This is a genomic window from Achromobacter sp. RT286_PF (assembly GCF_059760425.1).
In genome coordinates this window covers 134,063-148,584 of sequence record NZ_JCBAMR010000001.1, presented here as the reverse complement: position 1 = coordinate 148,584, position 14,522 = coordinate 134,063, and the positions used below count along the sequence as shown (strand labels likewise).

General features: G+C 65.7%; 14 protein-coding genes, 1 tRNA gene and 1 pseudogene. 4 read left to right on the top strand and 12 right to left on the bottom strand.

Annotation, left to right across the window (positions count from 1 at the left end; translation table 11 throughout):
- Positions 1 to 8 precede the first annotated feature (8 nt).
- The 7 genes and pseudogenes from AC6LJY_RS00690 to gspG form a co-directional block, all read right to left on the bottom strand.
- The gene (locus AC6LJY_RS00690) at positions 9 to 581 is read right to left on the bottom strand and encodes a hypothetical protein (protein WP_498135073.1); all 573 of its coding nucleotides are present in this window, start codon (positions 579 to 581) and stop codon (positions 9 to 11) included.
- Entirely contained in the window at positions 578 to 1,105 is a 528-nt protein-coding gene (locus AC6LJY_RS00685) for a hypothetical protein (RefSeq protein ID WP_314357999.1), read from the bottom strand. The genes AC6LJY_RS00690 and AC6LJY_RS00685 overlap by 4 nt, the downstream gene beginning before the upstream one ends.
- Entirely contained in the window at positions 1,093 to 1,848 is a 756-nt protein-coding gene (locus AC6LJY_RS00680; protein WP_498135072.1) for a hypothetical protein, read from the bottom strand. Before AC6LJY_RS00680 ends, AC6LJY_RS00685 begins: the two co-directional genes overlap by 13 nt.
- Positions 1,829 to 3,283, bottom strand: a pseudogene (locus AC6LJY_RS00675) (GspE/PulE family protein). Before AC6LJY_RS00675 ends, AC6LJY_RS00680 begins: the two are co-directional and overlap by 20 nt.
- Before the next feature lie 185 nt (positions 3,284 to 3,468).
- Complete coding sequence (locus tag AC6LJY_RS00670; protein ID WP_046803435.1) at positions 3,469 to 4,662, bottom strand: type II secretion system F family protein; 1,194 nt, start codon at positions 4,660 to 4,662, stop codon at positions 3,469 to 3,471.
- A 1-nt stretch (position 4,663) separates the two neighbouring features.
- Positions 4,664 to 5,110, bottom strand: a complete 447-nt coding sequence (locus AC6LJY_RS00665) for a lytic transglycosylase domain-containing protein (protein WP_046803436.1) — start codon at positions 5,108 to 5,110, stop codon at positions 4,664 to 4,666.
- Positions 5,111 to 5,135: 25 nt separating this feature from the next.
- Entirely contained in the window at positions 5,136 to 5,564 is a 429-nt protein-coding gene (gene gspG / locus AC6LJY_RS00660; protein WP_046803437.1) for a type II secretion system major pseudopilin GspG, read from the bottom strand.
- 343 nt (positions 5,565 to 5,907) lie between these two features.
- On the opposite strand from gspG, the gene AC6LJY_RS00655 reads away from it, so the two are divergent.
- Together AC6LJY_RS00655 and AC6LJY_RS00650 are read left to right on the top strand one after the other, a co-directional pair.
- Positions 5,908 to 6,561, top strand: coding sequence for a cytochrome b (locus AC6LJY_RS00655; protein WP_498135071.1), 654 nt, complete (start codon positions 5,908 to 5,910; stop codon positions 6,559 to 6,561).
- A gap of 160 nt (positions 6,562 to 6,721) precedes the next feature.
- Positions 6,722 to 6,797 (top strand) — tRNA-Gly (locus tag AC6LJY_RS00650).
- A 97-nt stretch (positions 6,798 to 6,894) separates the two neighbouring features.
- Here the strand turns inward: AC6LJY_RS00650 and AC6LJY_RS00645 are convergent.
- Genes AC6LJY_RS00645 through AC6LJY_RS00630 form a run of 4 tightly spaced genes read right to left on the bottom strand, consistent with a single transcriptional unit; the run spans position 6,895 to position 12,048 of the window.
- Complete coding sequence (locus AC6LJY_RS00645; RefSeq protein ID WP_498135070.1) at positions 6,895 to 7,512, bottom strand: sarcosine oxidase subunit gamma; 618 nt, start codon at positions 7,510 to 7,512, stop codon at positions 6,895 to 6,897.
- On the bottom strand, positions 7,502 to 10,513 hold the full coding sequence (locus AC6LJY_RS00640) for a sarcosine oxidase subunit alpha family protein (protein WP_498135069.1): 3,012 nt from the start codon (positions 10,511 to 10,513) through the stop codon (positions 7,502 to 7,504). The genes AC6LJY_RS00645 and AC6LJY_RS00640 overlap by 11 nt, the downstream gene beginning before the upstream one ends.
- Positions 10,510 to 10,788, bottom strand: a complete 279-nt coding sequence (locus tag AC6LJY_RS00635) for a sarcosine oxidase subunit delta (RefSeq protein ID WP_046803450.1) — start codon at positions 10,786 to 10,788, stop codon at positions 10,510 to 10,512. The genes AC6LJY_RS00640 and AC6LJY_RS00635 overlap by 4 nt, the downstream gene beginning before the upstream one ends.
- Before the next feature lie 15 nt (positions 10,789 to 10,803).
- A complete protein-coding gene (locus AC6LJY_RS00630) occupies positions 10,804 to 12,048 on the bottom strand; it encodes a sarcosine oxidase subunit beta family protein (protein ID WP_046803451.1) in 1,245 nt (414 codons plus the stop codon).
- Positions 12,049 to 12,112: 64 nt separating this feature from the next.
- Between AC6LJY_RS00630 and AC6LJY_RS00625 the strand changes: the two genes are divergently transcribed.
- Together AC6LJY_RS00625 and fdhA are read left to right on the top strand one after the other, a co-directional pair.
- Positions 12,113 to 12,250 (top strand): hypothetical protein, encoded by a 138-nt coding sequence (locus AC6LJY_RS00625; RefSeq protein WP_498135068.1) that lies wholly within the window; start codon positions 12,113 to 12,115, stop codon positions 12,248 to 12,250.
- 29 nt (positions 12,251 to 12,279) lie between these two features.
- The gene (gene fdhA, locus AC6LJY_RS00620) at positions 12,280 to 13,476 is read left to right on the top strand and encodes a formaldehyde dehydrogenase, glutathione-independent (RefSeq protein ID WP_314357903.1); all 1,197 of its coding nucleotides are present in this window, start codon (positions 12,280 to 12,282) and stop codon (positions 13,474 to 13,476) included.
- 7 nt (positions 13,477 to 13,483) lie between these two features.
- Here the strand turns inward: fdhA and AC6LJY_RS00615 are convergent, their stop codons facing one another.
- Positions 13,484 to 14,506 (bottom strand): GlxA family transcriptional regulator, encoded by a 1,023-nt coding sequence (locus AC6LJY_RS00615; protein ID WP_082134371.1) that lies wholly within the window; start codon positions 14,504 to 14,506, stop codon positions 13,484 to 13,486.
- Between the last annotated feature and the right edge of the window lie 16 nt (positions 14,507 to 14,522).

Here is a 14,522-nt window from a genome sequence, read left to right as displayed (position 1 = left end):
TCGCTTCATCACACCACCCCCAGCATGCTCAAGCGCATCTTTACGTTCACCAGCATGTTTTCCGGTTTCTGCCTGTCCAAGGACAAGGACTCCAGGCGCAACAGCGGCTCTTCGGTCAACTTGCGCAGACCCGCGCTCAGGTCCTGGTACGAACCCACCGCCGTCACATCCACCGACGTGCGGCGCAAGCGGCCCTGGATGGTGTCTTCGCCCTGATACTGGATGTCGACCAGCAGCAGGCCCGAACGCACCAACTGTTCCATCACGGCCAGCTTGCGCTGGTCGGGATCCAGGCGCAGTTGCACGCGCAGTTCGTCCATGTCATTGCCGGGCGGCGCAACGTGAGGTTGGCAGGCATGCAGCTCGGCGTTCAGTTCCAGCGCCCGCATTTGCAGCGTGCCCTTTTCCGGCCACAGCACCACGACGCAATGCACGACCAAGACCAGCAAGGCGGCCAGGGCCAACAGCCCGCCGCGCCCGAAGCGTTCGGCCCAACATTGGGCATGCCAACGCAGCGGGGAACCGCCGTTGCCCTGGCGCAGCGCGGCCAGTCGGCGACGAATTTCAGCAAAGGACTTCATCGCAGCTCCACCCGCACGGTGGCCATCGTGGCCAGGTTGGGGTCACCCGACTTGATGCCATGGCGCATCACGGTTGCCCGGATGCCTTCCCCGGCGTTCACGCGCGCGGCAAAGGCGAATATCTCGGTCAGGTCCACCGCCATCAGTTCCAGCTGCACGGTCTTGCCCGCGCCTTCGATCTTCAAATTCATCACGGCCACGCGCGGGCTCCACGCCTGTTCGACGGCGCGCAGCAGCACGGGCCGCAGCCGGTCCTCGGCACTTTGCGCGGACACCAGCGCGTCCACCTTCTTTTCTTCCGGCGACTGCGCAAGCGCCCGTCGCTGCTCGCGTTCCTGTTGCATTCGGCGTTCGACCAACTGGCTTTCAAAGCGCGTGACCTCGACCCGCAGCGCCCACAGGTCCCATTGACGCCAGGCGCTCAAGAGGCCGACGCACAGCAACAGCAGCACCACGATGGCGGCAAACGGTTGCGTCGCCCCGCGCTTGGTGAAATTGAGCTTGTTCATCTTCAACCCGGGCATGTCCGTCCTCCCAACATGGCATGGGGAAAGCCCAGCCAGCGCGCGTCTTCGGGCAGCGCGACGTCCGGGGATACCAAGGTGGACGTCCACGCGCATTGCGCCATGACCGGGCGATCGCACAGCGCCTGCGCCGAGGCAACGGCGGACGCGTGGGATTGGCCCGGCGACAACTGCAAGGTGATCATGTCTTCCCACCCCTGCGCCGACGGCCACAGGCACGTCACCGCGCCGGCTTCCGCCAGGACCAGGCAGGCGCCGTCTGTCCGCACGGGGCGTTGAAAGCGATGCAAGGCCGACGACAGCAGGTCGTGGCAGGCCGCCACCGTCCACTTCTGTTCGCGCATCCGGGCTTCCAGGGCGTCCAGCATCGCGGCGTCGGCCGCGACGGCCAGGCGGGCCTGCCCATGGCTGGCCGGCCCCAGGCGCACGCGGGTCGGTATCGCGATGCCGCGCTCGCGCAGCAGCGCCTGGGCATAGCCGCACCAGTGCGTATCGCCACCGGGCAAGCCCGGTTGCCACGGCAGCAACACCGTGTGCACCCAGGGATAACCCAGCCAGATGCGCACGCGGTTGCGCCAGCGCGGGCGCACCGAGGGGCGGCTTGCCAGCAAGGCGGACACCGCTTCGGCGGGCTGGCCGTCATGGACGATCTTCAGCCGCTCGTGCACGGCCGTTGTCGTGGACAACAGGCTGACGTGTTCGGCATCGATCAGAACGGCGTGATCATTCCATAGCGACGGCACGGCAAACCTCCTGATACGTGGTCAGACCATGGGCCACCGCTTCATGGGCGGCGTCGCGCATCGATTGATAGTCGGGGCATTGCGCCAGGGCTTCCTGGCGGCGCTCGGGCGAGCGGTCCAGCAGCGCGGTCTTCATGCGGCTATCCAGGCGCAGGACTTCGGCCAACGCGATGCGGCCCAGAAAGCCCGTGTGACGGCAGGCCTCACAGCCAGGGCCCGCGCGTGCTTCGCCCGCAGGCGCGCAATGCGGACACAGGCGCCGCACCAGACGCTGCGAGACCACGCCGTTCAGCGATTCGAGGAACGTGGCGGGTTCGACGTCCATGTACAAAAAGCGGTCAATCACGCTGAACGCGTCGTTGGCGTGCACGGACGACAACACGCGGTGGCCGGTCAGCGCGGACTGCACGGCGATGGCCGCGGTCTCAGCGTCGCGGATTTCACCGACCAGGATCGTGTCCGGATCGTGGCGCAGGATGGACCGCAGGCCGCGCGCGAAGGTCAGGCCCTTTTTCTCGTTCACCGGAATCTGCAAGATTCCGGCCATTTCGTATTCCACCGGGTCTTCGATGGTGATCAGCTTTTCGTCGCCGCTGTTCAGCTCGGACAGTGCGCCCTACAAGGTGGTGGACTTGCCGCTACCCGTGGGGCCGGTAATCAGCGTCAGCCCATAGGGCAGTTGCGCCAGCACACGAATGCGGCGGGCCGTTTCGGCCGGAAAGCCCAAGGTGTCCAGGCTCAGCTTGTCGCCCCGCTGCGATCGGTCCAACAGACGCAGCACGGCGTTCTCGCCGTGATTGCCCGGCATGATCGACACGCGGAAATCCACCTCGCGCCCTTGCAGCACCACTTTGAAGCGGCCATCCTGCGGCACGCGCTTTTCCGCGATGTCCAGGCTGGACAGCACCTTCAGGCGCGACATCACCTGGTTGGCGGTCACCTGCCCCGGCACCTGACGGATGCGCAGCATCACGCCGTCGATGCGATAGCGAATCAACAGCCCCTCCTCGTCCGACTCCAGATGGATGTCGCTGGCACGGCTTTGCAAGCCGTCATACAGCGTCATGTTGACCAGGCGGATTACCGGGCTTTCGTCCTTGGCCAGCGAGGCCAGCGAAATCGATTCGACCGCCTTGGCCAACGAGTCGTCCGCCATGTCGACGGCAACGCCGTCCAGCACGCGTTCCGTTGCCTCGGCCTGCTTGAGCCACGCGTCCACCGCGCCGGTGGGGCACACGGCAAAGCGCAATGCGCGGCCGGACAGCATCGCCTGCAACTTCAGGCGCGCATCGCGAGAGAAAGGCGCGGCCATCGCCAGCAGCAATTCGCCATCAACCTGCAAGGGCGCCACGCGGCAGGCCATGGCGTCGGCCAGCGGCAGCACGTCAAAGCGCGGAGTGGCCTGGCGGCATTGCTGCGCGCTTAGCGGCTCCATGCCCAGCGCTTGCGCCAGCACGGGCAGCAGCTGCGGGCGCCGCGCCAGTTCCTCGTCCAGGTAATCGGCCAGGGACAGGCTCAGTTCCGCAGCGCGCTCGCGCCACAACCACCATGCCTCGTCGGCGACGGGTTTGGTTTCCATTGCGACCTTCTCCTGACTGATTTCAACTTGGTTCATTGCGTTCATCCCAAACTCCCGGCCATCTCGAAGATGGGCATGTACAGCAAGATGACGATGGTGCCGACCAGCCCTCCGACCACCAGCATCAGCAGCGGCTCGAACACCTTTCCAAAGACTTCGATGGCGTGGTCCAGCGTGCCGTCATGAAATTGGGCGATGCGTTCGCACATGCCGCCCAGATCGCCGCTTTGTTCGCCTACGCGCAGCAGCCGTTCGGCCACTGCGGTGGTCAAGCCGTGGCGCGCCAGCGTTTCCGACACGCTGCGGCCGGCGCGCAGCTCCTGCAACGCCAGGTCCAGCCGTTCGCCGTAGGCGGGCGGCAGGATGCGTTCAGCCAGCTCGAATGCCTGCAATGCGGGCGTGCCGCCTTCGATCAACAGGCCAACGGTGCGATAAAAGCGCGCCAGCACGAACAGGTTGCCCACATCGCGCAGCTTGGGCAGGCGCCAGAACAGGTTCATCAACGCCGCCTTGACCCGCTGCGTGCGCAGCGCCAAGGCAGCAAAGAGCAGGCTGCCGCCTATGCCCGCGCCCAGCCATTGGCCGTCGGACTTGACCAGGCGCGCCCACCACAACATGGCCTCGGCCGTTGCCGGCAAGGTCCGCATGCTTTCAAACACGATGGCAAAGCGCGGCACCACGAAAAACAGCATGAACAGCAAGATGCCGAAGCCCACTGCGATCACGACCAGCGGATACACCAGCGCGCCCACCACTTTCTTGCGAATGTTCTCGATCCGCGTTTCGTAGTACTGGTAGCGCCGCAGCACCACCGGCAACTGGCCACTGCCTTCGGCGGATGCCACCGTGGCCACCAGCAGCGCCGGATACACCAGGGGTTGCGCCTGCATCGCCTTCGATAGCGGCTGGCCCTGGTACAACAAGCGCAACAACTGGCTCAGCGACGATTGCAGCGCCTTGTTGCCTTTGCCTGCCTTGTCGCTTAACGCCTCCAGCGCTTCGATCAACGCCAGCCCGGCGTCCAGCAACGTGGACAGCTCTTGCAACAACAGGCCCAGCGAAAATGTCTTCTTGCCGCGCGCCTTGATGCCGCGACGCACGGCCGAACGTTGAATGTCCAGAACCATGCCGTCGGCATCGCTTAACTGCGCGCGGGCCTCGCCTTCGCTGGAGGCGCGCACGGTGTGCACGCGCAACGTGCCCTGCTTGAGCAAGCGGATCCTGAACTCATTCATATCAACGCTCCGCGTGTTGGGACTGGCGATAACGGGCGTCGCGCGCCTGGGTCAGTTGCAGATAGTGTTGCCACACGCGATTCACGTAGCGCTTGCGCGCCGCTTCGCGGTTGGCGGCGCCGCCGGCGTTGTAGGCACCGACCGCGCGCCAGGTGTAGCCATAGCGCTTGATGAAGCCGGCCAGGATTTCGGCGCCGGCATCAATTGACAGACAGGGCTCGTCCAGCAAACGCTGGCGCGTGATGCCCCGCTTGGCCAGGGCTGGCAGATGGATGCTGTTGATCTGCATCAGGCCGACGTCCTGGGTACCGTTGGTGTTGTTGTTGATGGCGCGAGGGTTCAGTGACGACTCCACCTTCGCAATCGCAAACAGCAGCAAGGGGTCCACGCCGTGGCGGTCGCCCGATTCCTGCCAGCAGCTGGCGGCGGCGGCCGCCGAGAACGTCATCCCGACGAGCCCGGCCGCCACCCACTTAGAGGCCGTAGACCAGTTCACCGCTGCCTCCCGCCCGGCCTTCCTCGCCGAAAGAAACCACTTCTGCGTCCGAGCTGCGCCCGGGCACGTTCAGCACGTAGGGGCGGCCCCACGCATCGGCCGGCACATCCTTGGCCAGGTACGGGCCGTGCCAGTTGGGTGCGCCCTGCGGAGCCTTGACCAGCGATTCCAGGCCTTGCTCGGTGGTGGGATAGCTGCCCACGTCCAGGCGGTATTGGGTCAAGGCATCGCCCAGCGTCTTCATCTGCGCCTGGGTGGCGCGCACCTTGGCGCGGTCGACCTGGGAGAACAACTTGGGGCCGACGTATCCGGCCAGCAACGCAATGATCAGCAGCACGACCAGCAATTCCAGCAAGGTGAAACCTTGTTGCAGGCCAAGACGGCGTCGGAAGGTAAGAGTCTTCATGAGTCCACTTTTTCTGAATGTGCGATTACCGCGCGGCGGCAATCTGGAGTGAAGTGCGAGGGGGGGCAGAGGCGGGCATCGTGAGCAACGATGCCGATCCGAGCGCCGGTGTGGCCGGGCGCATCAAAGGCGGAAAAATCTCTACGCAGGCCGGCATATTTCCATGTGGACGATGGGCCAACAACGTTTCTAAAGAGAGCCTAAAGGGGCCGGGCGGAGGGGCTTTTGGCCTTCAGGAAGTGTTGAGGAAGATGGCGCGGCAGGGGGTGGCGGCGCTTCAATCTCGCCTCTTGGCCAAGCCCCGCCGCACGCGGAGCCGGCTGGCACCGCTAGAAGGAAGACCATGCATTCCCCCCCCGCCGCCCTGGCCACACAGGCCTACTCCACCTCGCAAATCGCCTTGCATTGGCTGAGTGTCAGCCTGATGGGCATCCTGATTCTTGCCGGCGAATTACGCCACGTGCTGACCGCGCAGACGGGCGTGTCGATGCGCTCGGTAATGATCGTGCACATCGGCTGCGGCATGGCGCTGCTTGCCGTCACGATGGTGCGCACGGTCGTGCGTATCTCGCGCCGCCGCGCCGCCGGCGCTGACTTCAGCATGCAGGATGCCTGCGCCCACGCGGTGCACCTGTTCATCTATGCGTTCATTTTTGCGTCGTGCATGGTGGGCTGGGTCGTGGTCAACGCCAAGGGCCTGGCCGTACCGGTGCCCTTTACCAACCTGGAGTTTCCGCGCTTGGTCGCCGCCGATCCGGCGCTGGTGGTCACCACGGTATGGATGCACGACATGCTGACGTGGGGGCTGTACGGCCTGCTGGGGCTGCACATTGTGGCAGCGCTTGCCCACCACTTCATCGCCCGCGACGACACCTTGTCGCGCATGGCCTGGCGCCGCGCGCCGCGCAAGCAGGCCGCGCCGGCGTCCTTTAAACCGGCGCAAGTGCGCACAGCGGCATCACGATCCACGGCCGGCGTGCATTTTTCAAAAAATTAGGTATACTTCCGCCTCGCTTGCCAGAAAACGACATCAAGACGCGGATGGCAACGCATGGCGATAGCGGTAAAACGCAGAAATAAAGCGCAGAAATAAAGCGCAGAAATAAAGCGGTAGCGGTAAAGCGGTAGCCGTAGCGATAAAGCCGTAGCAGTACATTGCGGGAGTAGCTCAGTTGGTAGAGCGCAACCTTGCCAAGGTTGAGGTCGCGAGTTCGAGACTCGTCTCCCGCTCCACATTCAGATTGGCAGCATTGGGTTTTTGCCTGCTGCAAATCAAAAAAGAGCCCCCGGGCTCTGGTAGTTGAAAAAAAGGGCCCCCTGGGCCCTTTTTTCATGCGCGCTCGATACGCTGGTTGGGCGACATGAATTCGCGCGCCGCGTCCAGCAGCATGCGGCCGGCATAGTCCGCGAAGCTGCGGCGTACTACCACTTCCACGCCGCGCGCCTCCAGCGCGCGCACCATCACACCCGCCTTGAAATAGTGGCTTTGCGCGCATTGCCCCGGGCCGAAGACGCGCGGATGCAAATCCAGCGGGCAACCTTTTTCCAGCACGTCGCGCGCGGAGTCGCCCAGCAATTGCAGCACCGTATAGCCGCTGCTGACATCCACCACCGTTGCCGATAGCCCGGCCAATGCCGGACGTAGCGCGCCATCTAGCGCCGGCCGCGCCGGCGCCAGCGACTGCACCCACCATTCATCCGGCCCCATCCAGGCCACCAGATGCAGGCGACCTTGGACGACCGTGTTGGGCGCCAGCGGCGGCGCGGCTCCGAGGGCGCTTTCAATCGCGTCGGTAAAGCCGGGCGACCGTGCATTGCCCCGCAACACAGCCAGATCCAGAAATGGTCTTTCGACGATGCGCAAGCGCTGGGTGTCGCTCGTTTGCGCGGGTGCCTGCACGGGCTTCAAGCCCTTCAAGGGCGACTCCTGATAGGTTTCAGTCCACATGCTGGCGCCCTCCTTCGGGATCGTAGAAAACCGTGCTGTGTATGGTGGCGGGCATGAAGCCGCCCGTGGGCAGCGCCACTTCCACCAGCTGCCCCATTCGTTCTTGCCCGTCCTGCACCCACCCCAGCGCAATCGACCGGTTCAACGTGGGGCTCATGTAGCTGGACGTGACGTGGCCGATCATGGGCGCGATGGGCGCACGGCTTGCACGGTGCATGATCTGGCTGCCCTCGGGCAGCACAACCGCCGGATCGCTCGCCAGCAAGCCGACGAATTGCTTGCGCTGTGCGCCTGCCGTGTGGGCGCGTGACAGCGAACGCTTGCCCAAGCAGTCCTTAGACTTGGCAACCATGCCGCCCATGCCCAAGTCCTGCGGCGTCATGGAGCCGTCCGTGTCCTGGCCCACGATGATGTAGCCCTTTTCGGCGCGCAACACGTGCATGGTTTCGGTGCCGTAGGGCGTGATGCCGTGCTCGTGGCCGGCCTCCATCAACGCATTCCAGACGCGCTGCCCCAGGTTTGCGGGCACGTTGACTTCGTACGACAGTTCGCCCGAAAAGCTGATGCGCATGATGCGCGCGGGGCTGGACCAACCGGCACCGGCAACCGAGCCGTCACGAAAACTCATGAACGGGAATGCCGCGTTTGAAAAGTCGATGTCGGGGCAGACGTTCTGCAAGACCTTGCGCGCCAGCGGCCCCGCCACGGCGAAGGTGGCGAAATGGTCCGTGACGGTGGTCAGGTGCACATCCAGATGCGGCCATTCGGTTTGCAGCCACCGTTCCATCCATGCCAGCACGCGGGCGGCGCCGCCGGTGGTGGTGCTCATCAGATAGTGCTGCTCGCCCAGGCGCATCGTGACACCGTCGTCGAACACCATGCCGTTCTCGTCCAGCATCAGGCCATAACGGCCCTTGCCCACTTCAAGCTTGCTCCACAGGTTGGTGTAGACCCAGTTCAGCAACGTCGCCGCATCCGGACCCTGGATGTCGATCTTGCCCAGCGTGGACGCATCCAGCATGCCAACGCCGTTGCGCACGGCCAGGCATTCGCGCGCAACCGCGGCCTGCATGCTCTCGCCGGGCAACGGAAAGTACCAGGGGCGCTTCCAGTTGCCGACGTCTTCAAAAACCGCTCCCCGCGACACGTGCCATTCGTGCACGCTGGTCTTGCGGATGGGGTCGAAGAAATCGCCCAGCTCGCGCCCGGCCAGCGCGCCGAACGCCACGGGCGTGTAGTTTGGCCGATAGGTGGTGGTGCCCGTTTGCGCAATGGTCTTGCCCAGCGCGTCGGCCAGGACAGCCGCGCCGTTGATGTTGCCCAGCTTGCCCTGGTCGGTGCCAAAACCCATGGCGGTATAGCGCTTCACGTGCTCGACCGAGTGATAGCCTTCGCGCACGGCCAGGTGGATGTCGGCCACCGTGACATCATTCTGGTAGTCCACGAATTGCTTGGCGCCCCGGCTGGGACGCACACGACCGGCCACCTGCCACAGCGGCATCAACGGATCTTGCGCGATGTCGGCGGTGCGCCAGGCAAGCGCGCCCGCCGGGTTCAGGCCCGCCAGCATCGCTGCCCGGCTGCCCGCCTTTGCCCCGCCTTCCAGCGCCAGTGCCAGCGAGAACTCTCCGTTGGCCGCGCCGGCGCTGGCCTGCGCCTGTTGCGAGCCCATCGGCACAAAGCAGGCATGGGCATCGTCCCAGCGCGTCTGCCCGCCCGACTGCGCATGCAGGTGCAACGCCGGGTTCCAGCCGCCGGACACGGCGACCAGATCGCAAGCCAGCCGGGCAGTGGCCGGCCCGGCTTGCCCGCCCACGTAAGAGGCCAGGACCACGCCCTTCACGTGCCGCCCGCCGCGCGCCTGCAACACCACTGATTCATTGCGCACCTCGATGCCGGCGCTGCGCACGGCGTCGGGCAAGGCCCCTCGCCCTGGCGGCCGGGGGTCCACCACGGTCACGTTGGCGCCCTGCTCGCGCAAGTCCAGCGCCGTGCGATACGCGCCGTCGTTGTTGGTGTAGAGCACCACGCGCCGCCCGGGCAGCACGGCGTAGCGCCGCACATAGGTCGACACCGCCGATGCCAGCATGATGCCGGGCAAGTCGTTATTGCCGAACAGCAGCGGCCGTTCGTGCGCACCGGTGGCCAGCACGACCTGCTTGGCGCGAACCTTCCATAACCGTTGACGCACCCCGCGACGCCCCGTCACGGGGAGATGGTCGCTAAGCTGCTCGCACACCGTCACCAGGTTCTGGTCGTGATAGCCGAACGCCGTGCTGCGCGACAAGATGCGCACATCGCTCATGCCTTGCAGCGCGGCATGCGTCTGACGGACCCAGTCGTTGTTGGCCGCGCCATTGATCAGCGCGGGACTGGACAGCAGGCCGCCGCCCAGTTCGGACTGGTTGTCGACGAGGATCACGCGCGCGCCCGCCATGCCCGCCGCCATTGCCGCGGCCAGGCCGGCAGGCCCGCCTCCCACCACCAGGACATCGCAATGGGCGTAGCGCTTGTCGTAGTGGTCCGGGTCGGGCTGCGCCGGCGCACGCCCCAGCCCCCCCGCCTGGCGGATAAGGCGTTCGTAGCGCGGCCACCAGCGCCTGGGCCACATGAAGGTCTTGTAGTAGAAGCCCGCCGGAATAAAGCGCCCCACCCGTTGCAGGATGGCCATGCGGTCGCGCTCCAGGTCGGGCGCGGCGTTGACGCTGGTGGCGCGCAGGCCTTCATACAGTTCAATCGTCGTGGCGGCCGGGTTGGGCACGGTATGCCCGCCGTCTTCCAGTTGCACCAGCGCGTTGGGCTCTTCGACGCCCGCCGTCATGACGCCGCGCGGGCGGTGGTATTTGAAGCTGCGCCCCACGAAATGCTCGCCGTTGGCCAGCAGCGCGGACGCCAGCGTATCGCCCTGGCAGCCGTAAAGGGTGCGGCCATTGAAGGTGAATTCGATGGACGTCGCCGTGTCGACGCGTCCGCCGTGCGCCAGCCGATGGGGTTGCGTCATTTGCGTTCTCCGGCCGCGTGCTCGAAAGTGTGGAAGCCATGAAATTCGTGGCTGACCGTATCGCGTTCCGCCAGGAACCAGCGGCGGCAACCGTGGGCGTGCTGCCATTGCTCGCGGGCACGGCCGCGTTCGTTGCGCCGCATGAATGCGTAGTCGGCCCATTGCGCGTCGGTCAGGGCATCGCAATCCAGCGGCCGGACGATGTCGGCCTCGCCGCCGCAGGTGAATTCCGTCTCGGCGCGCGGGCCGCAGTAGGGACAAGTCAGCATCAGCATGGGTAAGCTCCGCAATCAGTGCGCGACGGCGGCCGCGCCGTGTTCGTCGATCAAGTGGCCGGTATGGAAGCGGTCCAGCGAAAACGGGGCGTTCAGCCGGTGCGGCGCGTTGTTGGCCACCGTGTAGGCAAAGACCCATCCCGACCCCGGTGTGGCCTTGAAGCCGCCCGTGCCCCAGCCGCAGTTGAAGTACAGCCCCTTGATGGGCGTCGTTGAAATGATGGGGCAGGCGTCGGGCGAGACGTCCACGATGCCGCCCCACTGGCGGTTCATGCGCACGCGGCTGAATGCCGGGAACATCTCGACGATCGCCTGCAAGGTGCTTTCGATCAGGTGGAAGCTGCCGCGCTGCCCATAGCCCACGTACTGGTCGATGCCCGCGCCGATCACGAGATCGCCCTTGTCCGACTGGCTGATATACGCGTGCACCGCGTTGGACATCACGACGGTGTCCAGCACGGGCTTGAGCGGCTCGGACACCAGCGCTTGCAGCGGATGGCTTTCCAAGGGCAGCCGCAGGCCCGCCATGTCGGCGATCACGCTGGAATGGCCAGCGGCCACGACGGCAACCTTGCCAGCCTGGATGAAGCCGCGCGCCGTTTCCACGCCGCGCACCTGCCCGTCTTCGCGACGTATCCCCGTGACCGCGCAGTTTTCAATGATGTCCACGCCCAGCCGGTCCGCCGCGCGCGCGTACCCCCACGCCACCGCGTCGTGCCGCGCCACGCCGCCGCGCCGCTGGAACGACGCGCCCAGCACCGGGTAGCGGCAGTCCAGGTTGATGGCGGGAACGATTTCCTTGACCTGCGCGGGGGTCAGCCATTCGCCGTCGATGCCGTTGTAGCGGTTGGCAGTGATGCGCCGCTGCGTATCGCGCACGTCTTGCAGCGTGTGCGCCAGGTTCATCACGCCGCGCTGGCTGAACATGACGTTGTAGTTGAGCTCCTGCGACAGCCCTTCCCACAGCTGCATCGATTTTTCATACAGCTGGGACGATTCATCCCACAGGTAGTTGGATCGCACGATCGTGGTGTTGCGCGCGGTATTGCCGCCGCCCACCCAGCCCTTTTCAAGCACGGCGATGTTCTTTAGCCCGTGCTCCTTGGCCAGGTAGTACGCCGTGGCCAGCCCATGGCCCCCGCCGCCGACCACCACGATGTCGTAGGCGGGCCGGGGGTCCGGGCTGCGCCAGGCGCGGGGCCAGCGTTCGTGGTTTGAAAAGCCATTGCGGATCAGGCTGAACAGGGAATAGCGGCTCATCGTGGCTCCTAGACGGTGATCCATTCTTCTCTGAAGGCGCGGGCCATGACGTGCCGCGTCGGCCATGAACTTGCCTGATTCCGACAAGCCCGCCTCCCAGGCGCCCGCTGGCGCATACCGGCTGATTCATGTCGCACGCGTCAAGGTTGACGGCATTGCGTCTTGCCAAAATCTGGCGGTGGCGGGCACCGGCCCGCATTGATCCGGCCCGGCCGGCAGGGAGACGCAGTCATGGCAGCGAACAGAGGCGTGGTGTATGTGGGCGACGGGCGGGTCCAAGTGCAGTCGATCAGCTTTCCCAAACTAGAGGACCCCCGCGGCCGCAAGATCGAACATGGCGTCATTCTGAAGGTGGTATCCACGAACATCTGCGGCTCGGACCAGCACATGGTGCGCGGCCGCACGACCGCGCAAACGGGCCTGGTGCTGGGCCACGAGATCACCGGAGAAGTCATTGAAGTGGGCCGCGACGTGGAAACGCTGGCGGTGGGCGACCTGGTGTCGGTTCCCTTCAACGTGGCGTGCGGACGCTGCCGCACGTGCAAAGAACAGGACACTGGCGTTTGCCTGACCGTCAACCCGGCGCGCGCGGGCGGCGCCTATGGGTATGTGGACATGGGCGACTGGATCGGCGGACAGGCCGAGTTCGTCATGGTGCCGTATGCCGATTTCAACCTGCTGCGCTTTCCGGACCGCGATCAGGCCATGGCCAAGATCCGCGACCTGACCTGCCTGTCGGACATCCTGCCCACCGGTTTCCACGGTGCCGTCAGCGCGGGCGTAGGCCCGGGCAGCACGGTATACGTGGCCGGCGCCGGCCCGGTCGGCATGGCCGCCGCCGCGTCCGCGCGGCTATTGGGCGCGGCGGTGGTCATCGTGGGCGACATGAATCGCCAGCGGCTGCAACACGCGCGCAAGGTCGGCTTCGAAACGGCGGACCTGTCGTTGGACGCGCCGCTGGGCGTGCAGATCGCCACGCTGCTGGGCACCCCGGAAGTGGACTGCGCCATCGACGCCGTCGGCTTTGAAGCGCGCGGGCATGGCTCGACCGGGTCGCAGGCGGAAGCGCCGGCCGCCGTGTTGAACGCGCTGATGGACGTGACCCGGGTGGCGGGTCGCATCGGCATTCCCGGGCTTTACGTTACCGACGATCCCGGCGCGAACGATCCCGCCGCGCGCCGCGGCAGTCTGTCAGTGCGCTTTGGCCTGGGCTGGGCCAAGGCGCACAGCTTTCACACGGGCCAAACGCCGGTGCTGAAATACAACCGCGCGCTGATGCAGGCCATCTTGTGGGACCGCATCAACATCGCGGAGGTCGTGGGCGTGCAGGTCATCACGCTGGACGCCGCGCCGGACGGCTATGCGGCGTTTGACGCGGGCGCCCCGAAGAAATTCGTGATCGACCCGCACGCGATGCTGTCCGCCTGAGCCCGGGCTAATCCAGCGCCTGCCTGCGCTCGCTGCTGGGCGAACGCCCGAAGCGGGCGCGGTACGCCTTGCTGAAATGGCAAGGCGACTGAAACCCGCAGGCCACGGTCACGCCCATGATGGTCATGTGGGTCTGAAGCAGCAGTTCGCGCGCGCGCAGCAAGCGCAACCACAGGTAATAGCGCATGGGCGACATGCCCAGGTAGTACTTGAACATGCGTTGCAGCTGGCGTTGCGACAGCCCGATCTGGACGGCGATCTGCCTGAACGACAGCGGGTCTTCGATATGCTCCTCCATCAGCTGCGCGACGTTCAGCAGTTCCTGGCGGTTGAATCCCACGCGGGCCACCATCGGAATGTGCTGCCGTTCCGACGGCAGGCGGATCCGTTCCAGCATGAACTGTTCGGACACGCCCTGCGCCAGCTCGGGTCCGAAGCGTTCGGCGGTGATGCCCAGCATCAGATCGATCGGCGCGGTGCCGCCGGAACTGGTCATGCGGTCGCGGTCGATGACGAAGAGCTCTTCGGTCAGCTCGACAGCGGGAAACTCTTCGCGCACGGCATACAGGTTTTCCCAGTGCATGGCGCAGCGATACCCGGTCATCAGGCCGGCCTTGACCAGCGCGTAGCTGCCGGTGCAGATGCCGCCCAGCGCCACGCCTTGGCGGGCGGCGCTGTGAAGCACTTTGATGACGGGTTCAGTCACCTGGTCCTGCACCTGGAGGCCGCCGCAGACAATCAGCGCATCCCAGTCGTCCACCAGCCCCCTTGAGGGCAAGGGCCGGATCGGCAGCCGGTTGCTAGCTTGCACCGCCGCGCCATCCAGCGTCATGACCGACCAGCGGTAGAGTTCGCGGCGGCTGACGTAGTTGGCCATGCGCAGGACTTCCACCGCGCCCGAAAACGCGATCATCGAAAAATTGGGCAACAGCAAAAAGCCGAAATGCACCTGGCCGGGCTCGACGGCGGGCGCCTCGAGCACCGGCCAGGACGGGTCGGCAATGCGCGCGGACGCTGCGTGCATAGGCATGGATATTGGCCCCCTC